The organism is Brevundimonas sp. ALps5 (genome assembly GCF_058681645.1).
Map to the genome: position 1 here is coordinate 1,868,395 of NZ_CM178744.1, position 13,694 is coordinate 1,882,088.

Genomic DNA, 13,694 nt, shown 5'->3' on the forward strand with positions numbered 1-13,694 from the left:
TGAACCAGAGAAGACCGAGTTTGACTCAAAGCGGCGGTTCGAAATGTCGCCTTGGTACTGTCATTCTAGGTTCGTGTCCTAGTTCCTGAGGCCACGGCTGGACTAAGGACCGACTCAAGGCTCAGATCGGGGATGGCCTCGACTCTCAACACGCTCACCGACATTTTCCGCCATCGCAAAACAACGGCTATCCGTGACGGCAAGATCGACATCAACCGCGTAAGAGGCGAGATCGCCTCGGGCGGTTATGTGGACCGCGACTTCATCCAGATTTGCGCCGCTATCGAGAAGACGGGCGACGCGATGGTTGATGACTGGCTGATAGCTTGCGGAGAGGCGACCGATCAGAAATTCAGCAAGCTCAACCTCAGGAAATCGGCGCACGATCTCATCGAAGGCTTCATCGTAGATGCGAAGACGTGGCGGCGCATTCCCCCCGCATTTCATGGCCATCGCACGACCAACCGCTACATGGATGAGGAGTTGGACAAAGTCAGGGAACGGCTCGAAGCCCGTTTCGATGACGGTCAAAACCGCCTTGCGCTCAAGCCTCAGAAAAAGTGGCATGAGCTAAACCCGATGACCTGGGTGATCCTCTCAGGTGCCATCCTCGCCTTGATCGTGGCTGCGCTGGCTTATCTGAATTTCGCCGCTCAGACGGTCACGAAACCCCTTATCGAAGGCCCGGCCAAAACCGCATCGCGGTAGGATTAAGGCTTACACCGCCCAGCCCGACCTTCGACGACCTTCATCAGAGCAAACTCCAACCAGGATCGGCGAGCCGCCGCCGCAGCCTCATCCCCGACCTTGAACCGCTCATCCAGCGGGGTCCCCTGAGGTTCGCCCTGGAAGGCTTGGGCTCGACGATAGCTGACCGCCCGCTCGACCGCGCTCTCACAAGCCTGGACGACGGCGCGAGCGACGATGTCGGCCTCATCGGTCGTAGTGTGGAGCCGATAGGCGTTCCGGTGAAGACACCGCTCAGCGTTCCCCATCGACCATTCGAGCGTGTCGCGTTGAGCCACGCCCGCGACAGGATCGCTAGGCGGTGTCGGTTCGATGATGGGGGTGCAAACGCTGGAGTCCGGCCCTTGGGTGCATGACGCGAGGGTGAGCCCCATTGCGGCGATGATGGCGATCCTCATTGCGGCTCCTCCGTCAGGCGTTTCATATCCGCAAACCAACTGTCGGCGATCCGCTGACAATGCGCCGACGTGATCGGTTCGGTCACCGCTGCCTCAAGACCTTCGGTGTAGTTTGTCGATCCGACTTCCAGGAGGCGACGTCCCATGACCGATTGCTCCAGCGGGGTATTCTTCCACCATTCTCGCCAGAACGTGACGTCATCCTGGTCGAGATACCGGCGGCAAAGGCCAAGGTGATATTGGCCTTCGGTCCAGGTGTAAGCCTGAGCCGCCATGCGACGGGTGATCCCTTCCGCTTCCATGGCTGACCCATACTCATTCCAGATGTCCGTGAAACCTGGGTCTTCCCGAGGCGCGGCCTGGATCAACAGGGCGGCTGCGATGATAGCGATCATTGCTCTTTCCTTTTGCCGCCTCGACCACCCGCGCGCGGGGCGGGGTCGATCACGCCTGGACCTTCGCTGACCAGCGTCTGGACCGAAACATTGGGAATGGTGTGAGCAAGACTGGCCATCGTCACGCCCTCCCGTTTGGCTCGCTCAAAGAGGTTGTAGATGTCGTCACCCGACATGGTCGTCCCATCATCGGCGATCATGATGGTGTCCATCTTGAACGGCGCGCCTGACTGATCGCCGCTCCGATCGACCGGAAGGTTGACGACCCATTCGGGCTCCACCGCCGCCATGAGGTCGTCGAAGCTCTCACCGTGGATGAACTTCGACTTCACCCCGCTCGCCGCGATGGCCTTGAGGATCGTCAATTCGTCGTCGTGGATGCGGAAATGGAAGTCGCTGTAGCTGATGAAAGGCCGATCCTTGATCGACATCTGGACATGGTAGTGGGGGAAGCTGCTGTTTTTTCCGGAATGACCGGCGAAGTCCGAATTCCCGCATGAGATCGACCACGCGTAATCGCCATAGCGGGCGGTGACCTGGACCACGTGATCGTCATCAGCGGTGTCAGCGATGTTCTTCGCCCAGCCGCCCTCATTTGCCACCCATCGCATCCAACTTTGGATCGACATCATCCCGAAAGCCTGGGCGACTGCCGGATAGTGCTTTTTCTTCACGCCCGCCGGTCTAAGAAACCAATGGAGACAGGGTGTCTTCTCATCGAAGACGTCGAGGCCGTCGCCACAGACTGAGCAACGACCCTCAGCGAAAGCGGCGGTGAATGCCGCGTGTTGGCGTTCGGATTCCGCGATCTGACCCTCATTGAGCGCGATCCGCTCCTCCTCGGTCAGGGCCTTGAGACGGTCAGCCATCCGCTGAGCGAGAGCATCTGTCATCAGACTTCGATCGGCTGACATGTCCCATGCTGGATCGAAGTCCTCTCGCCGTGATCCTGGAGGAAGATTTTCTTCACGCCGTTCGTCGAGCGGTCGATGGTCACCACGACGGCCACCTGATCGAGCCGGAAGCCCGCGTTGAGCATGGCGTTATACTGGGACCGCGCGAACGTCAGGTGATCCGGATTGTCTTCGAGTATCTCATAGCCGTAGGCCATCAGGCCGGTCTCGATGACGCGATCATTGCTGACCACGTAGGTAGACTGATAGCCCTCACCGTCACCGTCACCATTAAGCGTGCAAAACCACGTCTCTGACGGAGCCGCCAACGCGGCCAGAAGTCCGATTAACACCACTCAGAAATCCTCCCCTTACCCAGCTTTATCACAACCGCCGGAAGGTCAGGAGCCCTGGATAACTAACTCCTGAGAGCATCAATAACTCAGGAGTCCAATAGCATTACAACTCAGCGTCGCCGCCCGTAACGCGCGCCTCGACAGCATCGAATCCGTCTGCGGAGCCTCCGCTAAACTTCAAATCCGTTCGGGCGCGCAACCGGCCAAAGCCGCAACCGCGGCATCGGGAAGGGGAATAAACAAGGCAACGTCTGGTTTCGGATCGAGGGCCAACTTCCGCTCATGGCGCTTCTCAGACATCCGCTATCAACCGCAGCTTTTGACTCTTAGCGGCGGTTTGGAATGTCTGCTTAGCGGCGGCGGGCGACACAATTCGCTAAGATCAACCGACCTCGGTTTCAATCGAGACGGCCCCAACGAGCATGCGGTGGATCGGGCATCGGTCGGCGATTTCAAGAAGTCGGTCGCGCTGCTCCTGTGGGAGGTCTGCCGGCAGGCTGATGGTCCGCACGAAGTGGTCGGAGGGCGTCGCTTCCGGCTGTCGGACCAGAACAACCTCGACGGACAAGGGGCCGATCGCCCAGCCCTTGCGGTTCGCGTAGAGGCGCAGGGTCTGGGCGGTGCAGGAGGCTAGAGCGGCCTGCACCAGTTCATGCGGGGTCGGCCCGAGATCCAGCCCACCCAGTTCGACAGGCTCATCGACGACGAAGCTGGCAGGGCCGGCGCGGACCACGAGTTGCAGGCCGCCGTGGCCCGCATCGTCGGCGAAGGAAGATCGGGGTGTGGAAGCCGTCATGGGGCGCCTTGCTGAATGAGTAGGGGTTGTTCGGTGATTGTCGCGCGATCGACGCGCCTCAGGTGGAGACGATCGAAAGCGCAGCGTCGCGTTCGCCGATGAGTTCCTGAACCGACGCCGCCAGACCGGCGCGGGCGAAGGCGTCGAGGTCCAGACTGTTCACAGGCGCATAGCGCCCATCGCGGCAGACCGCCGGTACGCCGCAGACCAAGCCTGCGGGAATACCGTATTCTCCTGTGGCGGGGATGCCCATCGACACCCAGCGACCGTCCGAGCCCTGGACCCAGTCACGCATGTGATCGACGGCAGCATTGGCGGCGGAAGCGGCGGACGATGCGCCGCGGGCCTCCAGGACCGCCGTACCGCGCCGCGCCACCTCCGGGATCAGGGTGTCGCGATACCAGCCGTCATCGCCGATGCGCGCGGCCAGTCGTTCGCCGCTCACCGAGGCGTGGCTCCAATCGGTGAACATGGTGGGCGAGTGATTGCCCCAGACCGCGAGGTGATCGATCGCATCGACCGACACGCCTGCCTTTCGCGCCAGTTGCGCGGCGGCGCGATTGTGATCCAGCCGGATCATGGAGGTGATGGCGCCCTCGGGCAGGTTCGGCGCGGACTGGATCGCCACCCAGGCGTTCGTGTTGGCGGGATTGCCCACCACGAGGACCTTCACGCTCCGCTTGGCGACGGCGTCGAGCGCGGCGCCTTGGGTCTTGAAGATGGCGGCATTGGCGGCCAGCAGGTCACGGCGCTCCATGCCCTTGGATCGGGGACGCGAGCCAACCAGGAAGGCGGCGTCGATGTCGTCGAACGCGACCCTCGGATCGTCCGTCGTCCGGATCGTGGTCAGGAGCGGGAAGGCGCAGTCGTCCAACTCCATCGTCACGCCCTTGAGGGCCGACAGAGCTTGGGGAAGATCGAGCAGGCGAAGGTCGATCGGCGTCTCGGGGCCGAAGACGTCGCCTTGCGCTAGACGGAACAGCAGGGCGTAGGCGATCTGGCCGGCCGCACCGGACACGGCGACCTTGATGGGAGTATTGGGCATTGTGGACCTCAGGGCTTGGAAGATTGGGAAAGAGCTGTGTCGATAGCGATGACCACGCTGTCGAGAGTCAGCGGGCCATCCACCCGGCGGCCCTGAACGAATAGAGTCGGCGTGCCGGTGACGCCCGCATCCTGCGCCCGGCGAACACGCCGTTCCAACGCGGCCATGGCGTCAGGGTCGGCGATGCAGGCTTTCAGTCGGGCCTCGTCGATCCCGAAACGACCCGCGACCCGCACCAGATGAGCCCGCGGGCTCTGTCCACCGGTCCATTCAGACTGGCCGTGCATCAGGGCGTCAATCACCTCGAAATACCGCTGAGACCCCGCACAGCGCGCCAGAAGAACGCCGGCGGCGGAAAGATTCGCAGGGCCGGTAATGAACTCCCGATAGATCAGCTTGACCTGGCCGGTATCCATATAGCGACGGCGCAGTTCGGGCAGCACCTCGATCGCGAACCGGGCGCAGGGGCCGCAGGTGCTCGAAGCGTATTCGATCAGGGTTACCGGGGCGTCCTGACGGCCCAGAACCATGTCATCGGCTTCCGCCGCTTGGGGCGCGCATGCCGTGATCAGGGCGCCGGCTCCCACAGCGATGATCGAGCGACGAGTGGGAAGAAGGATATCGGGATTCATGAGGCCTCCGGGCAGGAAACTGACGAGCGACTCAGCGCGCGCAGGGAATGTCGCGCTTGGCCGCGTCCGTAAGGCAGGGGGCGACGAACAGGTCTCCGCGCCAAGCGCCGCGGATCGTGCGGGCGCCGACGATGAGCCAGAGGATTGCAAGGCCGGCGATCAGGGCCACGCCGAAGATGTTGAAGGCTGGGATCGGCAGCAAGGTCCCCAGCTTCAGGGTCGCGACCGAGAAGACGCCGATCGGGAAGGTGTAGCCCCACCAGCCGAGGTTGAAGGGCAGGCCCTGACGAAGGTAACGCAGAGTGATCAATGCAGCCATGGCTGCCCACCAAAGGCCATAGGCCCACAGCAAAAGGCCGCCGATCAGTCCGATGCCTCCTGCCGCGTCACCGTATTGACCCAGCCCGGAGGCGGTGAAGATCGCCGGCGCGGCCTGACCCAGCACCAGCATCCCCAGAGCGCCGGTCCCGATCGGACCCAGCGACAGCCAGCTGGACGCCGCCATGCCGGCGTGCGGCAGTTTGTGGATCGCCATGCGCAGAACCAGGATGACGAGGATGCTTAGCGCCAGAGGCACCGACAGCGCCCAAAGAGAGTAGCTGACCACCAGCACGGACAAGGCCGCGTTCGGGTCGGTCAGGTGGGGCGCGATCAGCCCGCCGGTGACGGCCGCGACCTCCGCGGCCACGACGGGCAACAGCCAGACCGCCGTCATCTGGTCGATGGAATGCTCCTGGCGTGTGAACATCATGAAGGGGATGCCGACGCCGCAGGCGACCGCCATCGCCACGTCGATCCACCACAGTGTCTCGGCGAGAGGGACGATGCCGTCGCCCCACCGCGCCAGGCCGAAGGCCATCAGGCCGTTGATGATCGTCGCCAGTCCCATCGGTATGCAGCCGAAGAACATCGAGACGACCGAATGGCCGAAGATGCGGCGCGCGCCGTCGAAGAAGAAGATCCACCGCGCGGCGTAGAGGACGGTGAACAGGGCGAAGAGGCCGATGTTGAAAACCCACAGACCTTCGGCGACCAGCTTCACGCCAGGGATGTCGATCGGAATCTGGTTCAGGGCGATGGCCAGGATGCCTGTGCCCATGGTGGCGGCGAACCAGTTCGGGGTGAACTGGCGAACGACCTCGCTGGGCCGCTGGAGTTTGGCCAGAGGCCGCAGGCCGAAGGCGACGTCGCGAAGGTGAAGGTCATGCGCCATCTGAAGTGTCCTGAACAATGCTGGAATGAAACTAATGGGCGTTGAGGCGACAGATCACGCCCAGCACGACGGCCGTCACGACCAGAAGAGCCGGCAGGGTAAGGATTTGAAGTGTGGCCTCGCGTCCCGTGATCCAGCCGGTGTAGGTCACGACGCGACCATTCAGGAACTGGCTGAAGCTGCGTACACCATTACCCGCGTCTGGCGTATCCGACACCAGGGTGCCACCGGTCAGCAGGCCGAAATACATCGCACCGAGCAGGCTGATAAAGCCGAGTGCGAGGGTGGCCTCACCCCGCCCGAAAGTGATCCAGAACACCAGGACCATGCTGGCATAAAGGCCGGCGACGGCCTTGATAATGATCGGGTGGATACCGGTCTGACCGACATCAAGCTGGATGCGGTGAAGCGTCTTGCCGTCGCCGACATCGGGGATGTGGGCCGTCTCGGATTCGACGGCGGTCACCATAGTGGGCGGTAGAGGTTTTACCGGCACCCGCAGGTCACGAACGGCTCGACGGGGTTGTGGCTGGACGATGCGTGCCGGTGTATCGAACGTGCAGGCGGGGGTCATGATCGGTCTCCTTTAATGGAGTGGAGGCAGACAGTCGGCGCGCTCCTCGACGCCGATATTGATCGCGAGGATTCGTTCCATCCAACGCAATGATGCGAACTATTTAATCGATTGAGGCGAATGAAATGCTGATCAGCCCGTCGCGCCGTCGCCCTCGTTCACAGCCAGTCCCGCAGCAGCGCCCGCAGGTGTCGCCTGGCTCGGCATGGCCCTGAGATAATCGACGATGGCGTCGATGTCGCCGACCGCGATCGGGGCGCCATAGGTTTCCCGCATCTTGACGACGGTAGAATGCCACTGGGCCTCAGTCAGCCGGGGCTGGGTCAGGGCCATGCTAGCCGAATGACAGGATGTGCAGTTGGCATTGACGACATCGGCGCCAGGGCCGTCGGGGAATGACGAGGCCTCGTCCGGCAGTTCGATACTGGCCGAGGTCAGGGTGAAGCCGCTTGCCGACACGAATGACGGCGGCGGCGCGACCGGGGCCGCAGGGACCACAGGAGGTACGACCATCTTCCGTCCCCGGGGCGCATTGCCGCCCGCGATGGCTCCGATCAGGATCACGCTCGTAAGCCCGCCGGCCAGCAGGATCGACATCCCGGTCGACAACGGTGTTCTGGACTTGCTCATCCGAAAGTCACCGTGGTGGTCTCGACACATCCACGCATGAAGCCGCCCGGATTCCAGTTCGGCGTCATCGGCTGAACGACGCCCGCAGTGCTGGTGCAGCGCGTCATTAGGGGAATGGCCCCTCGGCCACGGATCGGCACCACCCCGTCGAAGCGTCGAAAACTGTAGGGGCCCTGGTCCGGTCCCAGCTGCGCGGGTCGCCAGGTTCGCCCGCCGTCGGACGACAGGTCCACCCTCGACACTCCGGTGTCCCCGCCCATGGCGATGCCGCCGATCGGCAGGGTGGGCTGCCAGGCCACGGGGTGATCGCCCGCGATGCTCGTGATCCACGACCGAGGGACCATCCGGTTGATCGGCACGGTGGGATAGTCCTTGTCGGTCGGGGAGACATTGGCCATCGGGGTGTCGGGAATCTTGTAGGCCTTTGCCATCCAGTACCCGTCGTCGGGTTTGTCCAGCACCTCGATATCGTTCAACATCTTGACCCAGTAGGTCGAGAACCAGCCCGGCACGATCAACCTGACGGGAAATCCATTCAGCAGAGGCAGTTGTTCGCCGTTCATGGCGAAGGCCACCATCACCTCGCCGTCGCGCGCATGATCCAGGGCCAGCGACTTTGAGAAGTCCGGCGCACCCGCCACGACGGGCTGGTCCAGCGCGCCGAAGCGGACGGCCAGGGCTCCGGGTCTGACCCCTGCGACATCCAGAAGGTGCCTCAGACTGACGCCCATCCACATGGCATTGCCCATCGCCCCATGCGCCCATTGCGCGCCCGGCACGCGGGGCTGGAACAGGCCGCGCGAGTTTCCGGAACACTGGTTCACCGCTGCCATCTGCACGCGCGGCATGGCCAGAAGCTCGGTCAGCGACACCGACAACGGGCGCACCACATGGCCGTGCACATTGATCCGGAAGGTCGTGGCATCGACCGAGGTCGGGATATCGGCCCAGTGCCAGCGCACGAAGAACTGGTCGTTGGGTGTGAAGACGCTCTGGTCGAACACCGACATCGGCGTCTCAAGCAGCGGCGGTCGGCTGCGTTGCAGGATCATCGATCCCTTGCCCGGAAAGCTGGAGGTCAGTGGGCGCGACGAGGGTCCACCCGGTAGAGCCAGGTCCACCGCCTGTTGCCCCCAGGCGGGGGCCGACCAGGCGGCTGCCGCCACACCCCCTCCAATAACGAAGCGGCGTCCAACGGCGTGAGATATGGGGTCGTTGGCTGAAGCCATGTCGATATCCTTAACCGTCGCACACATCAGGCGATGTTTCAGCTCTATTGGCAAGCGGGTTGTCCCGAGGATCGCAGTTCCGGGGTGCCAGTCTCCTGGTGTTGATCTCCGCCCAATGCACGGCTGTCGGAGATCACGCGCCGTGCGGTTCGGATTTTCCGGCGAGCCCGAAGGGACCTGAACGGGTCCAGGTCCAGGCTTCTCCAAAAGGATCAGAGCCTCCGTCCTTTCCCCATCGTTCAGAGGATTGAAACGGCGTTGCTGCATACGCGGTTTTGACCGCGCGGACCAATGCAACTCCCTCCCTGAACAGCGGCGAACGGATGTCAGAAGCAGGCCGGGCGCGACTGACTCCGACGGCCAGATCCGAAAGAGAACCTGGGCCGCCGCGACCATATTGCCTATCAGTGGGCATGAGGCGGATTGACCTGCCAGATTTCATCAACCAGCAGACCCGCCCGATACAAGAGGACATAGCGGACCGGGATCGCTTGCTTGCCCTCGAAGGTCACATCGACGGTGACGGTCGCGCCGGCCGGGTTTTCGGCGATCGTCATGGCGGCGATGTTGGCGCTGAGCGGACCCAGGCCGGCGAATCGTGACCAGACGTCGCGCAGTTCGACCGGGTCGTCATAATGCCCGTCTAGCGGTCCGCCGACCCACTGCAAGTCGGCGTCTGGTGCATAGGCCGACAGAACCGTATTGACCGACCCTGCGGCGATCGCTGCGATCCGGGTTCGGGCCAGAGCCTCGTGGGACTGGGCGAAGGCGGGAGCCCCCGTCATCAGCACGGCTGACGTCAGGACGAAGGCCGAAAGAGCATGAAGTCGCATCGCGATATCCTTGAAAGATCAATCCGGGCTGGATCGTTGCTCATCTTCAAGGATCGACGCCCAGAAGGTCCAATGCGATGTATCGAACTGATCATTCGGTTGAACCGATCATCCGAGCAGATGTCCGTCTTCGTTGATGGTTTTTCCGTCAAGCCATCGGAGACCTTGACGCAAGCAGGCTGACAAATGCGTCCCCAGCCTTTGACCGATATCGCTGTTTGTGAAGCAGCAGCCAGAACGGTCGGGCCGGAAGGTCGAATGGCAGGGTCGTAAGGATACCGGCCTTCAGACGCGCGGCGACGACGTTTCGCGAGACGACGGCGGCCCCAGCCCCCGCCTCGACCGCACCCGCCACCGCCTCATTGCCCGGCAGGCTCATCGCCACATCCAGATCGTTGACGCTCAGACTGTGTGCCGCCAGCGCGGCCTCGAAGGCTGAGCGCGTGCCGGAGCCGGGCTCGCGCAAGACCCAGGTCATGGCCTTCAGGTCCGGTCGGGCCGCCCCGTCCTGGGCCTGCGGATGTCCTGCAGCGACGACCAGCACCAATTCGTCGTGATCCAGCACCGTGCGGCTGAGGACGGGCTCGTCCAATTCGCCCTCGACCAGACCCACTTCGGCCTCGCCCTCGATCACAGCTCGGGCCACGTCTCGGGTGTTGCCGATGGTGACATCGATCTGGATGCCAGCGTGGCAGGCATGAAACGCCGCCAGACGAGACGGTAGCCACCATCCTGCGATCGTCTGGCTGGCTTGGATCGACAACCTGCCGCGCTTCAGGTCACCGAGGTCATTGAGTGCCTCCTGTGCCGCCGCCGCGCGAGCCAGGACGGCGCGGGCCTCGATCAGGAACACCTGTCCAGCCGCATTCAGCACGATGCTTCGCCCCACACGATCGAACAGCGCAACACCGTGACGTGCCTCCAGCGTGGTGACCGCAGAACTGACGGCAGACTGGGTCAGGTTCAGGGCCTCGGCAGCACGTGTGACGTGCTCACGCTCGGCGACGGCGACGAAGATGCGGAGTTGATCCAGGGTCATGGGCGCAACCTAGCCCGCTCGCGCCGGAAAAACAGATGGATCGTTCGGCGGTCGCGAACGTTCTCAGCAACAATCTCCGTTGGATGGTCGATTGTCCAACCGTCAGGATGGCGATGAACCGAAAGTCCCGATGATGACCTCCTCCTTGAAACTGACCGGCCTGTTGGCTGTCGCCGCCCTCTTTGGCGCAGGACTTATGGCCTTCGCCCAGACGCCACGCTCCCCCTTCGATACGGAAATGGCCGAGGCCATGTCGCGCATGCACACCGCCATGACGATCGCGCCGACCGGCGATCCTGACCGCGACTTCGCCGCCATGATGATCCCTCACCATCAGGGCGCGGTCGACATGGCGCGGATCGAACTCGCCTACGGCAAGGACGAGCCGATGCGCCGTCTGGCCCAGGGGATCATCGTCGAACAGACCCAGGAGATCGCCTTGATGCAAGCCTTCCTCGACCGCTCGGCCACCCGCCCGACGTCCAACGCGCCCGCCGCACCTCATACCGGACACTGACCCATGACTTTCGTTTCGAAGACGCCCTTCGTCCTGGCGCTTGCCCTGATGGCATCCCCGGTCTTGGCCGATCAGGTTCCCGGCGCGGCGGCGGCGCCCGCCATCCCGATCAGCGGCCAGGATCGGTTCTATTCGGCCGACCAGTTCTCCAACACCGTCTCGGTGGTCGATCCCTCGACCAACAGCCTTCTGGGCGTGATCTCCCTCGGCGAGCCGACCCCGGCCAACCTCAGCCCGCTCTACAGGGGTCAGCTGCTGGTCCACGGCATCGGCGCGGCGCCGGACGGCAAGACGATCGCCGTGGTCTCGATCGGGTCGAACTCGGTCAGCTTCATCGACACGGCCACCAACGTCGTCAAACACACCACCTATGTCGGACGCTCTCCGCACGAGGCCTTCTTCACGCCTGACGGCAAAGAGGTCTGGGTCACGGTGCGGGGCGAGGCCTATATTTCGGTGCTGGACGCCGCGACCTATCAGGAAACCGCCCGGGTCGAGACGCCCAACGGGCCAGGCATGACCATCTTCTCGCCGGACGGCCGTTACGCCTACATCTGCTCCAGCTTCAGCCCCGAGACAGTCGTGGTCGAGACCGCGACCCGTCAGATCGTCGGTCGGGTGGCCCAGGCCAGTCCGTTCTGCCCAGACATCGCCGCCACGCCCGATGGGAACCAGGTCTGGATGACGCTGAAGGACGTGGGCAAGACGATGGTGTTCGACGCCCGTCCGCCGTTCGCCGTGCTTCAGACGCTCGACACCGGCCCGCTGACCAATCACGTCAACATCGTGCGAAATCGGGATGGTCAGTTCGCCTATGTCACGGTGGGGACCGAGAACGTTGTCAAGGTTTTCCGCACCGACACCTTCGACCCCGTGACCGCGATCGCGGTGGGGTCCCTGCCGCACGGTCTGTGGCCCTCCGGCGACGGCTCGCGGATCTACGTCGGACTGGAGAATGGCGACGGCGTGGCGGTCATCGACACCCTGGCCAATCGCGTGATCGCCACCGTGCCGGTAGGTCAGGGACCGCAGGGCGTCACCTATGTGCCGCGTGCGGTCACCGAGGGTGACGGCAGGGCCAACCTCATGCCCCTGGGCACCGCTCGCGCCTCGCATCAACTCGTTCTGACAGGCGAGGACGACGCCCGGTCGCAGGCGACCCTGTTCGAGCAGGGGCAGGTGCAGATGCTGCAGATCGCCGCCGCAGGCCTCGAACCCGGCAAGCCCTATGTCCTCGCCTTCGCCGAGACGGCGGACGGATCGGGGACGCTGCAGCCTCTGGCGAAGTTTATGACCAATCCGGCCGGGTCCGCGGTCGTCAATGCCGTGGGCCCGATCCGTCAGGTGGTCGCCGCCGACGCCGGCGCACCCCGCCGTTGGCTGGTCATCGCCTCGGGAACGCCCGAGGCGATCGGCCCGGTCGTCCAGAGACAGTCGGAATAGGACCGGCCGCCATGCGTATCGACAAGTTCGTGCATAGCTGCCTGCGCCTGACGATCGGCCAGGAGCGACTGCTCTTCGATCCGGGCAAGTTCTCGTTCGTCGACGGACGGGTCGATCCCGCTGTCTTTTCGGACGTCTCGACGATCGTCCTGACGCACGGCCATCCGGATCACATCGACCCTGATGCGTTGGGCAGGATCGTGCATGCGAGTGGCGCAACGCTCGTCGGCAACGGCGAGGTCGCCAACAAGCTCAGCGAGAAGGGCCTGTCGGTCACGGTCTTCGAAGAGGGTGAACGGATCTTCGGCGCGTTCCGACTGCAGGCTCAGGCGGTCGCGCATGAGCCCATCCTGTCGGACGAGAGCACGCAACTGACCGCCTTCCTTGTCAACGACGTTTTCCTCAACCCGGGCGACAGTTTCGACAGCCGTCTGGATCGATTCGTCGGCGTGGAGGTGCTGGCCCTTCCGGTGATGGCGCCCTTTCTGACCGAGCTCACCGCCCATGCCTTCGCCAAGCGGATGAAGCCGAAATCTGTCGTGCCGGTCCATGACGGCTACGCGCGCGACTATTTCCTCAAGCAGCGTTACGACGTCTACGAGCCCTATCTGGACAAAGTCGGGATTAAGCTGCACCGGCCGATGACGCCCGGAGACGGGTTTGAGGTCGCCGACCAATGACGATTGACGCAGCCTGAGTCTCCATCGGCTTCGCCTGACCACGCAGATTTATCTTGGTCAGTTGCACATGGGATGTCGCCTTCCTGGCGCGAGTTCAACTTCCGCTTCTGGCGCATTTCAGACCCAAGGCGCGCCTCAGAACTCAATATGTAGGCTCCCGCTATCTCACCTTGAAAGGGTAGTTGGGGGAGCCAGTCGTCCAATGTTTTCACCTGGATACCTCGCCGCACGATCATCCAGGCATCGATTGGATGTCCAAATCTGGCGGACCGCC

Annotated in this window: 17 protein-coding genes; 4 read left to right on the plus strand and 13 right to left on the minus strand. The window is 63.4% G+C overall.

Annotated features, from left to right (window positions below):
- Nucleotides 1-132: 132 nt before the first annotated feature.
- The gene (locus tag ACW172_RS09025) at nucleotides 133-708 is read left to right on the plus strand and encodes a hypothetical protein (RefSeq protein WP_183197698.1); all 576 of its coding nucleotides are present in this window, start codon (nucleotides 133-135) and stop codon (nucleotides 706-708) included.
- A gap of 2 nt (nucleotides 709-710) precedes the next feature.
- On the opposite strand, the gene ACW172_RS09030 is transcribed toward ACW172_RS09025, so the two are convergent.
- The 13 genes from ACW172_RS09030 to ACW172_RS09090 all read right to left on the minus strand — a co-directional run bounded on the left by ACW172_RS09030 (nucleotide 711) and on the right by ACW172_RS09090 (nucleotide 10,780).
- The gene (locus ACW172_RS09030) at nucleotides 711-1,145 is read right to left on the minus strand and encodes a hypothetical protein (protein WP_183197699.1); all 435 of its coding nucleotides are present in this window, start codon (nucleotides 1,143-1,145) and stop codon (nucleotides 711-713) included.
- Entirely contained in the window at nucleotides 1,142-1,540 is a 399-nt protein-coding gene (locus ACW172_RS09035; protein ID WP_183197700.1) for a hypothetical protein, read from the minus strand. The genes ACW172_RS09030 and ACW172_RS09035 overlap by 4 nt, the downstream gene beginning before the upstream one ends.
- A complete protein-coding gene (locus ACW172_RS09040; RefSeq protein ID WP_183197701.1) occupies nucleotides 1,537-2,433 on the minus strand; it encodes a hypothetical protein in 897 nt (298 codons plus the stop codon). Before ACW172_RS09040 ends, ACW172_RS09035 begins: the two co-directional genes overlap by 4 nt.
- On the minus strand, nucleotides 2,433-2,687 hold the full coding sequence (locus ACW172_RS09045) for a hypothetical protein (protein WP_492034758.1): 255 nt from the start codon (nucleotides 2,685-2,687) through the stop codon (nucleotides 2,433-2,435). The genes ACW172_RS09040 and ACW172_RS09045 overlap by 1 nt, the downstream gene beginning before the upstream one ends.
- A 484-nt stretch (nucleotides 2,688-3,171) precedes the next feature.
- Nucleotides 3,172-3,585, minus strand: coding sequence for an OsmC family protein (locus ACW172_RS09050; RefSeq protein ID WP_077354154.1), 414 nt, complete (start codon nucleotides 3,583-3,585; stop codon nucleotides 3,172-3,174).
- Between the two features lie 58 nt (nucleotides 3,586-3,643).
- Nucleotides 3,644-4,630 carry a malate dehydrogenase gene (locus ACW172_RS09055; protein ID WP_183197703.1) on the minus strand — a complete coding sequence of 329 codons (987 nt, stop codon included), beginning with the start codon at nucleotides 4,628-4,630 and terminating at the stop codon, nucleotides 3,644-3,646.
- An 8-nt stretch (nucleotides 4,631-4,638) separates the two neighbouring features.
- Nucleotides 4,639-5,262, minus strand: a complete 624-nt coding sequence (locus ACW172_RS09060; RefSeq protein WP_291757088.1) for a DsbA family protein — start codon at nucleotides 5,260-5,262, stop codon at nucleotides 4,639-4,641.
- A 31-nt stretch (nucleotides 5,263-5,293) separates the two neighbouring features.
- Complete coding sequence (locus ACW172_RS09065) at nucleotides 5,294-6,475, minus strand: TDT family transporter (RefSeq protein ID WP_183197705.1); 1,182 nt, start codon at nucleotides 6,473-6,475, stop codon at nucleotides 5,294-5,296.
- A gap of 31 nt (nucleotides 6,476-6,506) precedes the next feature.
- A complete protein-coding gene (locus ACW172_RS09070) occupies nucleotides 6,507-7,049 on the minus strand; it encodes a hypothetical protein (RefSeq protein WP_183197706.1) in 543 nt (180 codons plus the stop codon).
- A gap of 132 nt (nucleotides 7,050-7,181) precedes the next feature.
- Nucleotides 7,182-7,679: a c-type cytochrome gene (locus ACW172_RS09075; protein WP_183197708.1), complete on the minus strand. Its 498-nt coding sequence runs from the start codon at nucleotides 7,677-7,679 to the stop codon at nucleotides 7,182-7,184.
- Nucleotides 7,676-8,845: a molybdopterin-dependent oxidoreductase gene (locus tag ACW172_RS09080; protein ID WP_221205267.1), complete on the minus strand. Its 1,170-nt coding sequence runs from the start codon at nucleotides 8,843-8,845 to the stop codon at nucleotides 7,676-7,678. Before ACW172_RS09080 ends, ACW172_RS09075 begins: the two co-directional genes overlap by 4 nt.
- A gap of 467 nt (nucleotides 8,846-9,312) precedes the next feature.
- On the minus strand, nucleotides 9,313-9,741 hold the full coding sequence (locus ACW172_RS09085; RefSeq protein ID WP_183197711.1) for a nuclear transport factor 2 family protein: 429 nt from the start codon (nucleotides 9,739-9,741) through the stop codon (nucleotides 9,313-9,315).
- A gap of 148 nt (nucleotides 9,742-9,889) precedes the next feature.
- A complete protein-coding gene (locus ACW172_RS09090) occupies nucleotides 9,890-10,780 on the minus strand; it encodes a LysR family transcriptional regulator (protein ID WP_183197712.1) in 891 nt (296 codons plus the stop codon).
- A gap of 130 nt (nucleotides 10,781-10,910) precedes the next feature.
- Between ACW172_RS09090 and copM the strand changes: the two genes are divergently transcribed.
- The 3 genes from copM to ACW172_RS09105 are packed head-to-tail and all read left to right on the plus strand — an operon-like array spanning nucleotide 10,911 to nucleotide 13,420.
- Complete coding sequence (copM, locus tag ACW172_RS09095) at nucleotides 10,911-11,297, plus strand: CopM family metallochaperone (protein ID WP_153921748.1); 387 nt, start codon at nucleotides 10,911-10,913, stop codon at nucleotides 11,295-11,297.
- 3 nt (nucleotides 11,298-11,300) lie between these two features.
- Entirely contained in the window at nucleotides 11,301-12,740 is a 1,440-nt protein-coding gene (locus tag ACW172_RS09100; protein ID WP_153921745.1) for a YncE family protein, read from the plus strand.
- An 11-nt stretch (nucleotides 12,741-12,751) separates the two neighbouring features.
- Nucleotides 12,752-13,420: an MBL fold metallo-hydrolase gene (locus ACW172_RS09105; protein ID WP_153921737.1), complete on the plus strand. Its 669-nt coding sequence runs from the start codon at nucleotides 12,752-12,754 to the stop codon at nucleotides 13,418-13,420.
- Nucleotides 13,421-13,694 lie beyond the last annotated feature (274 nt).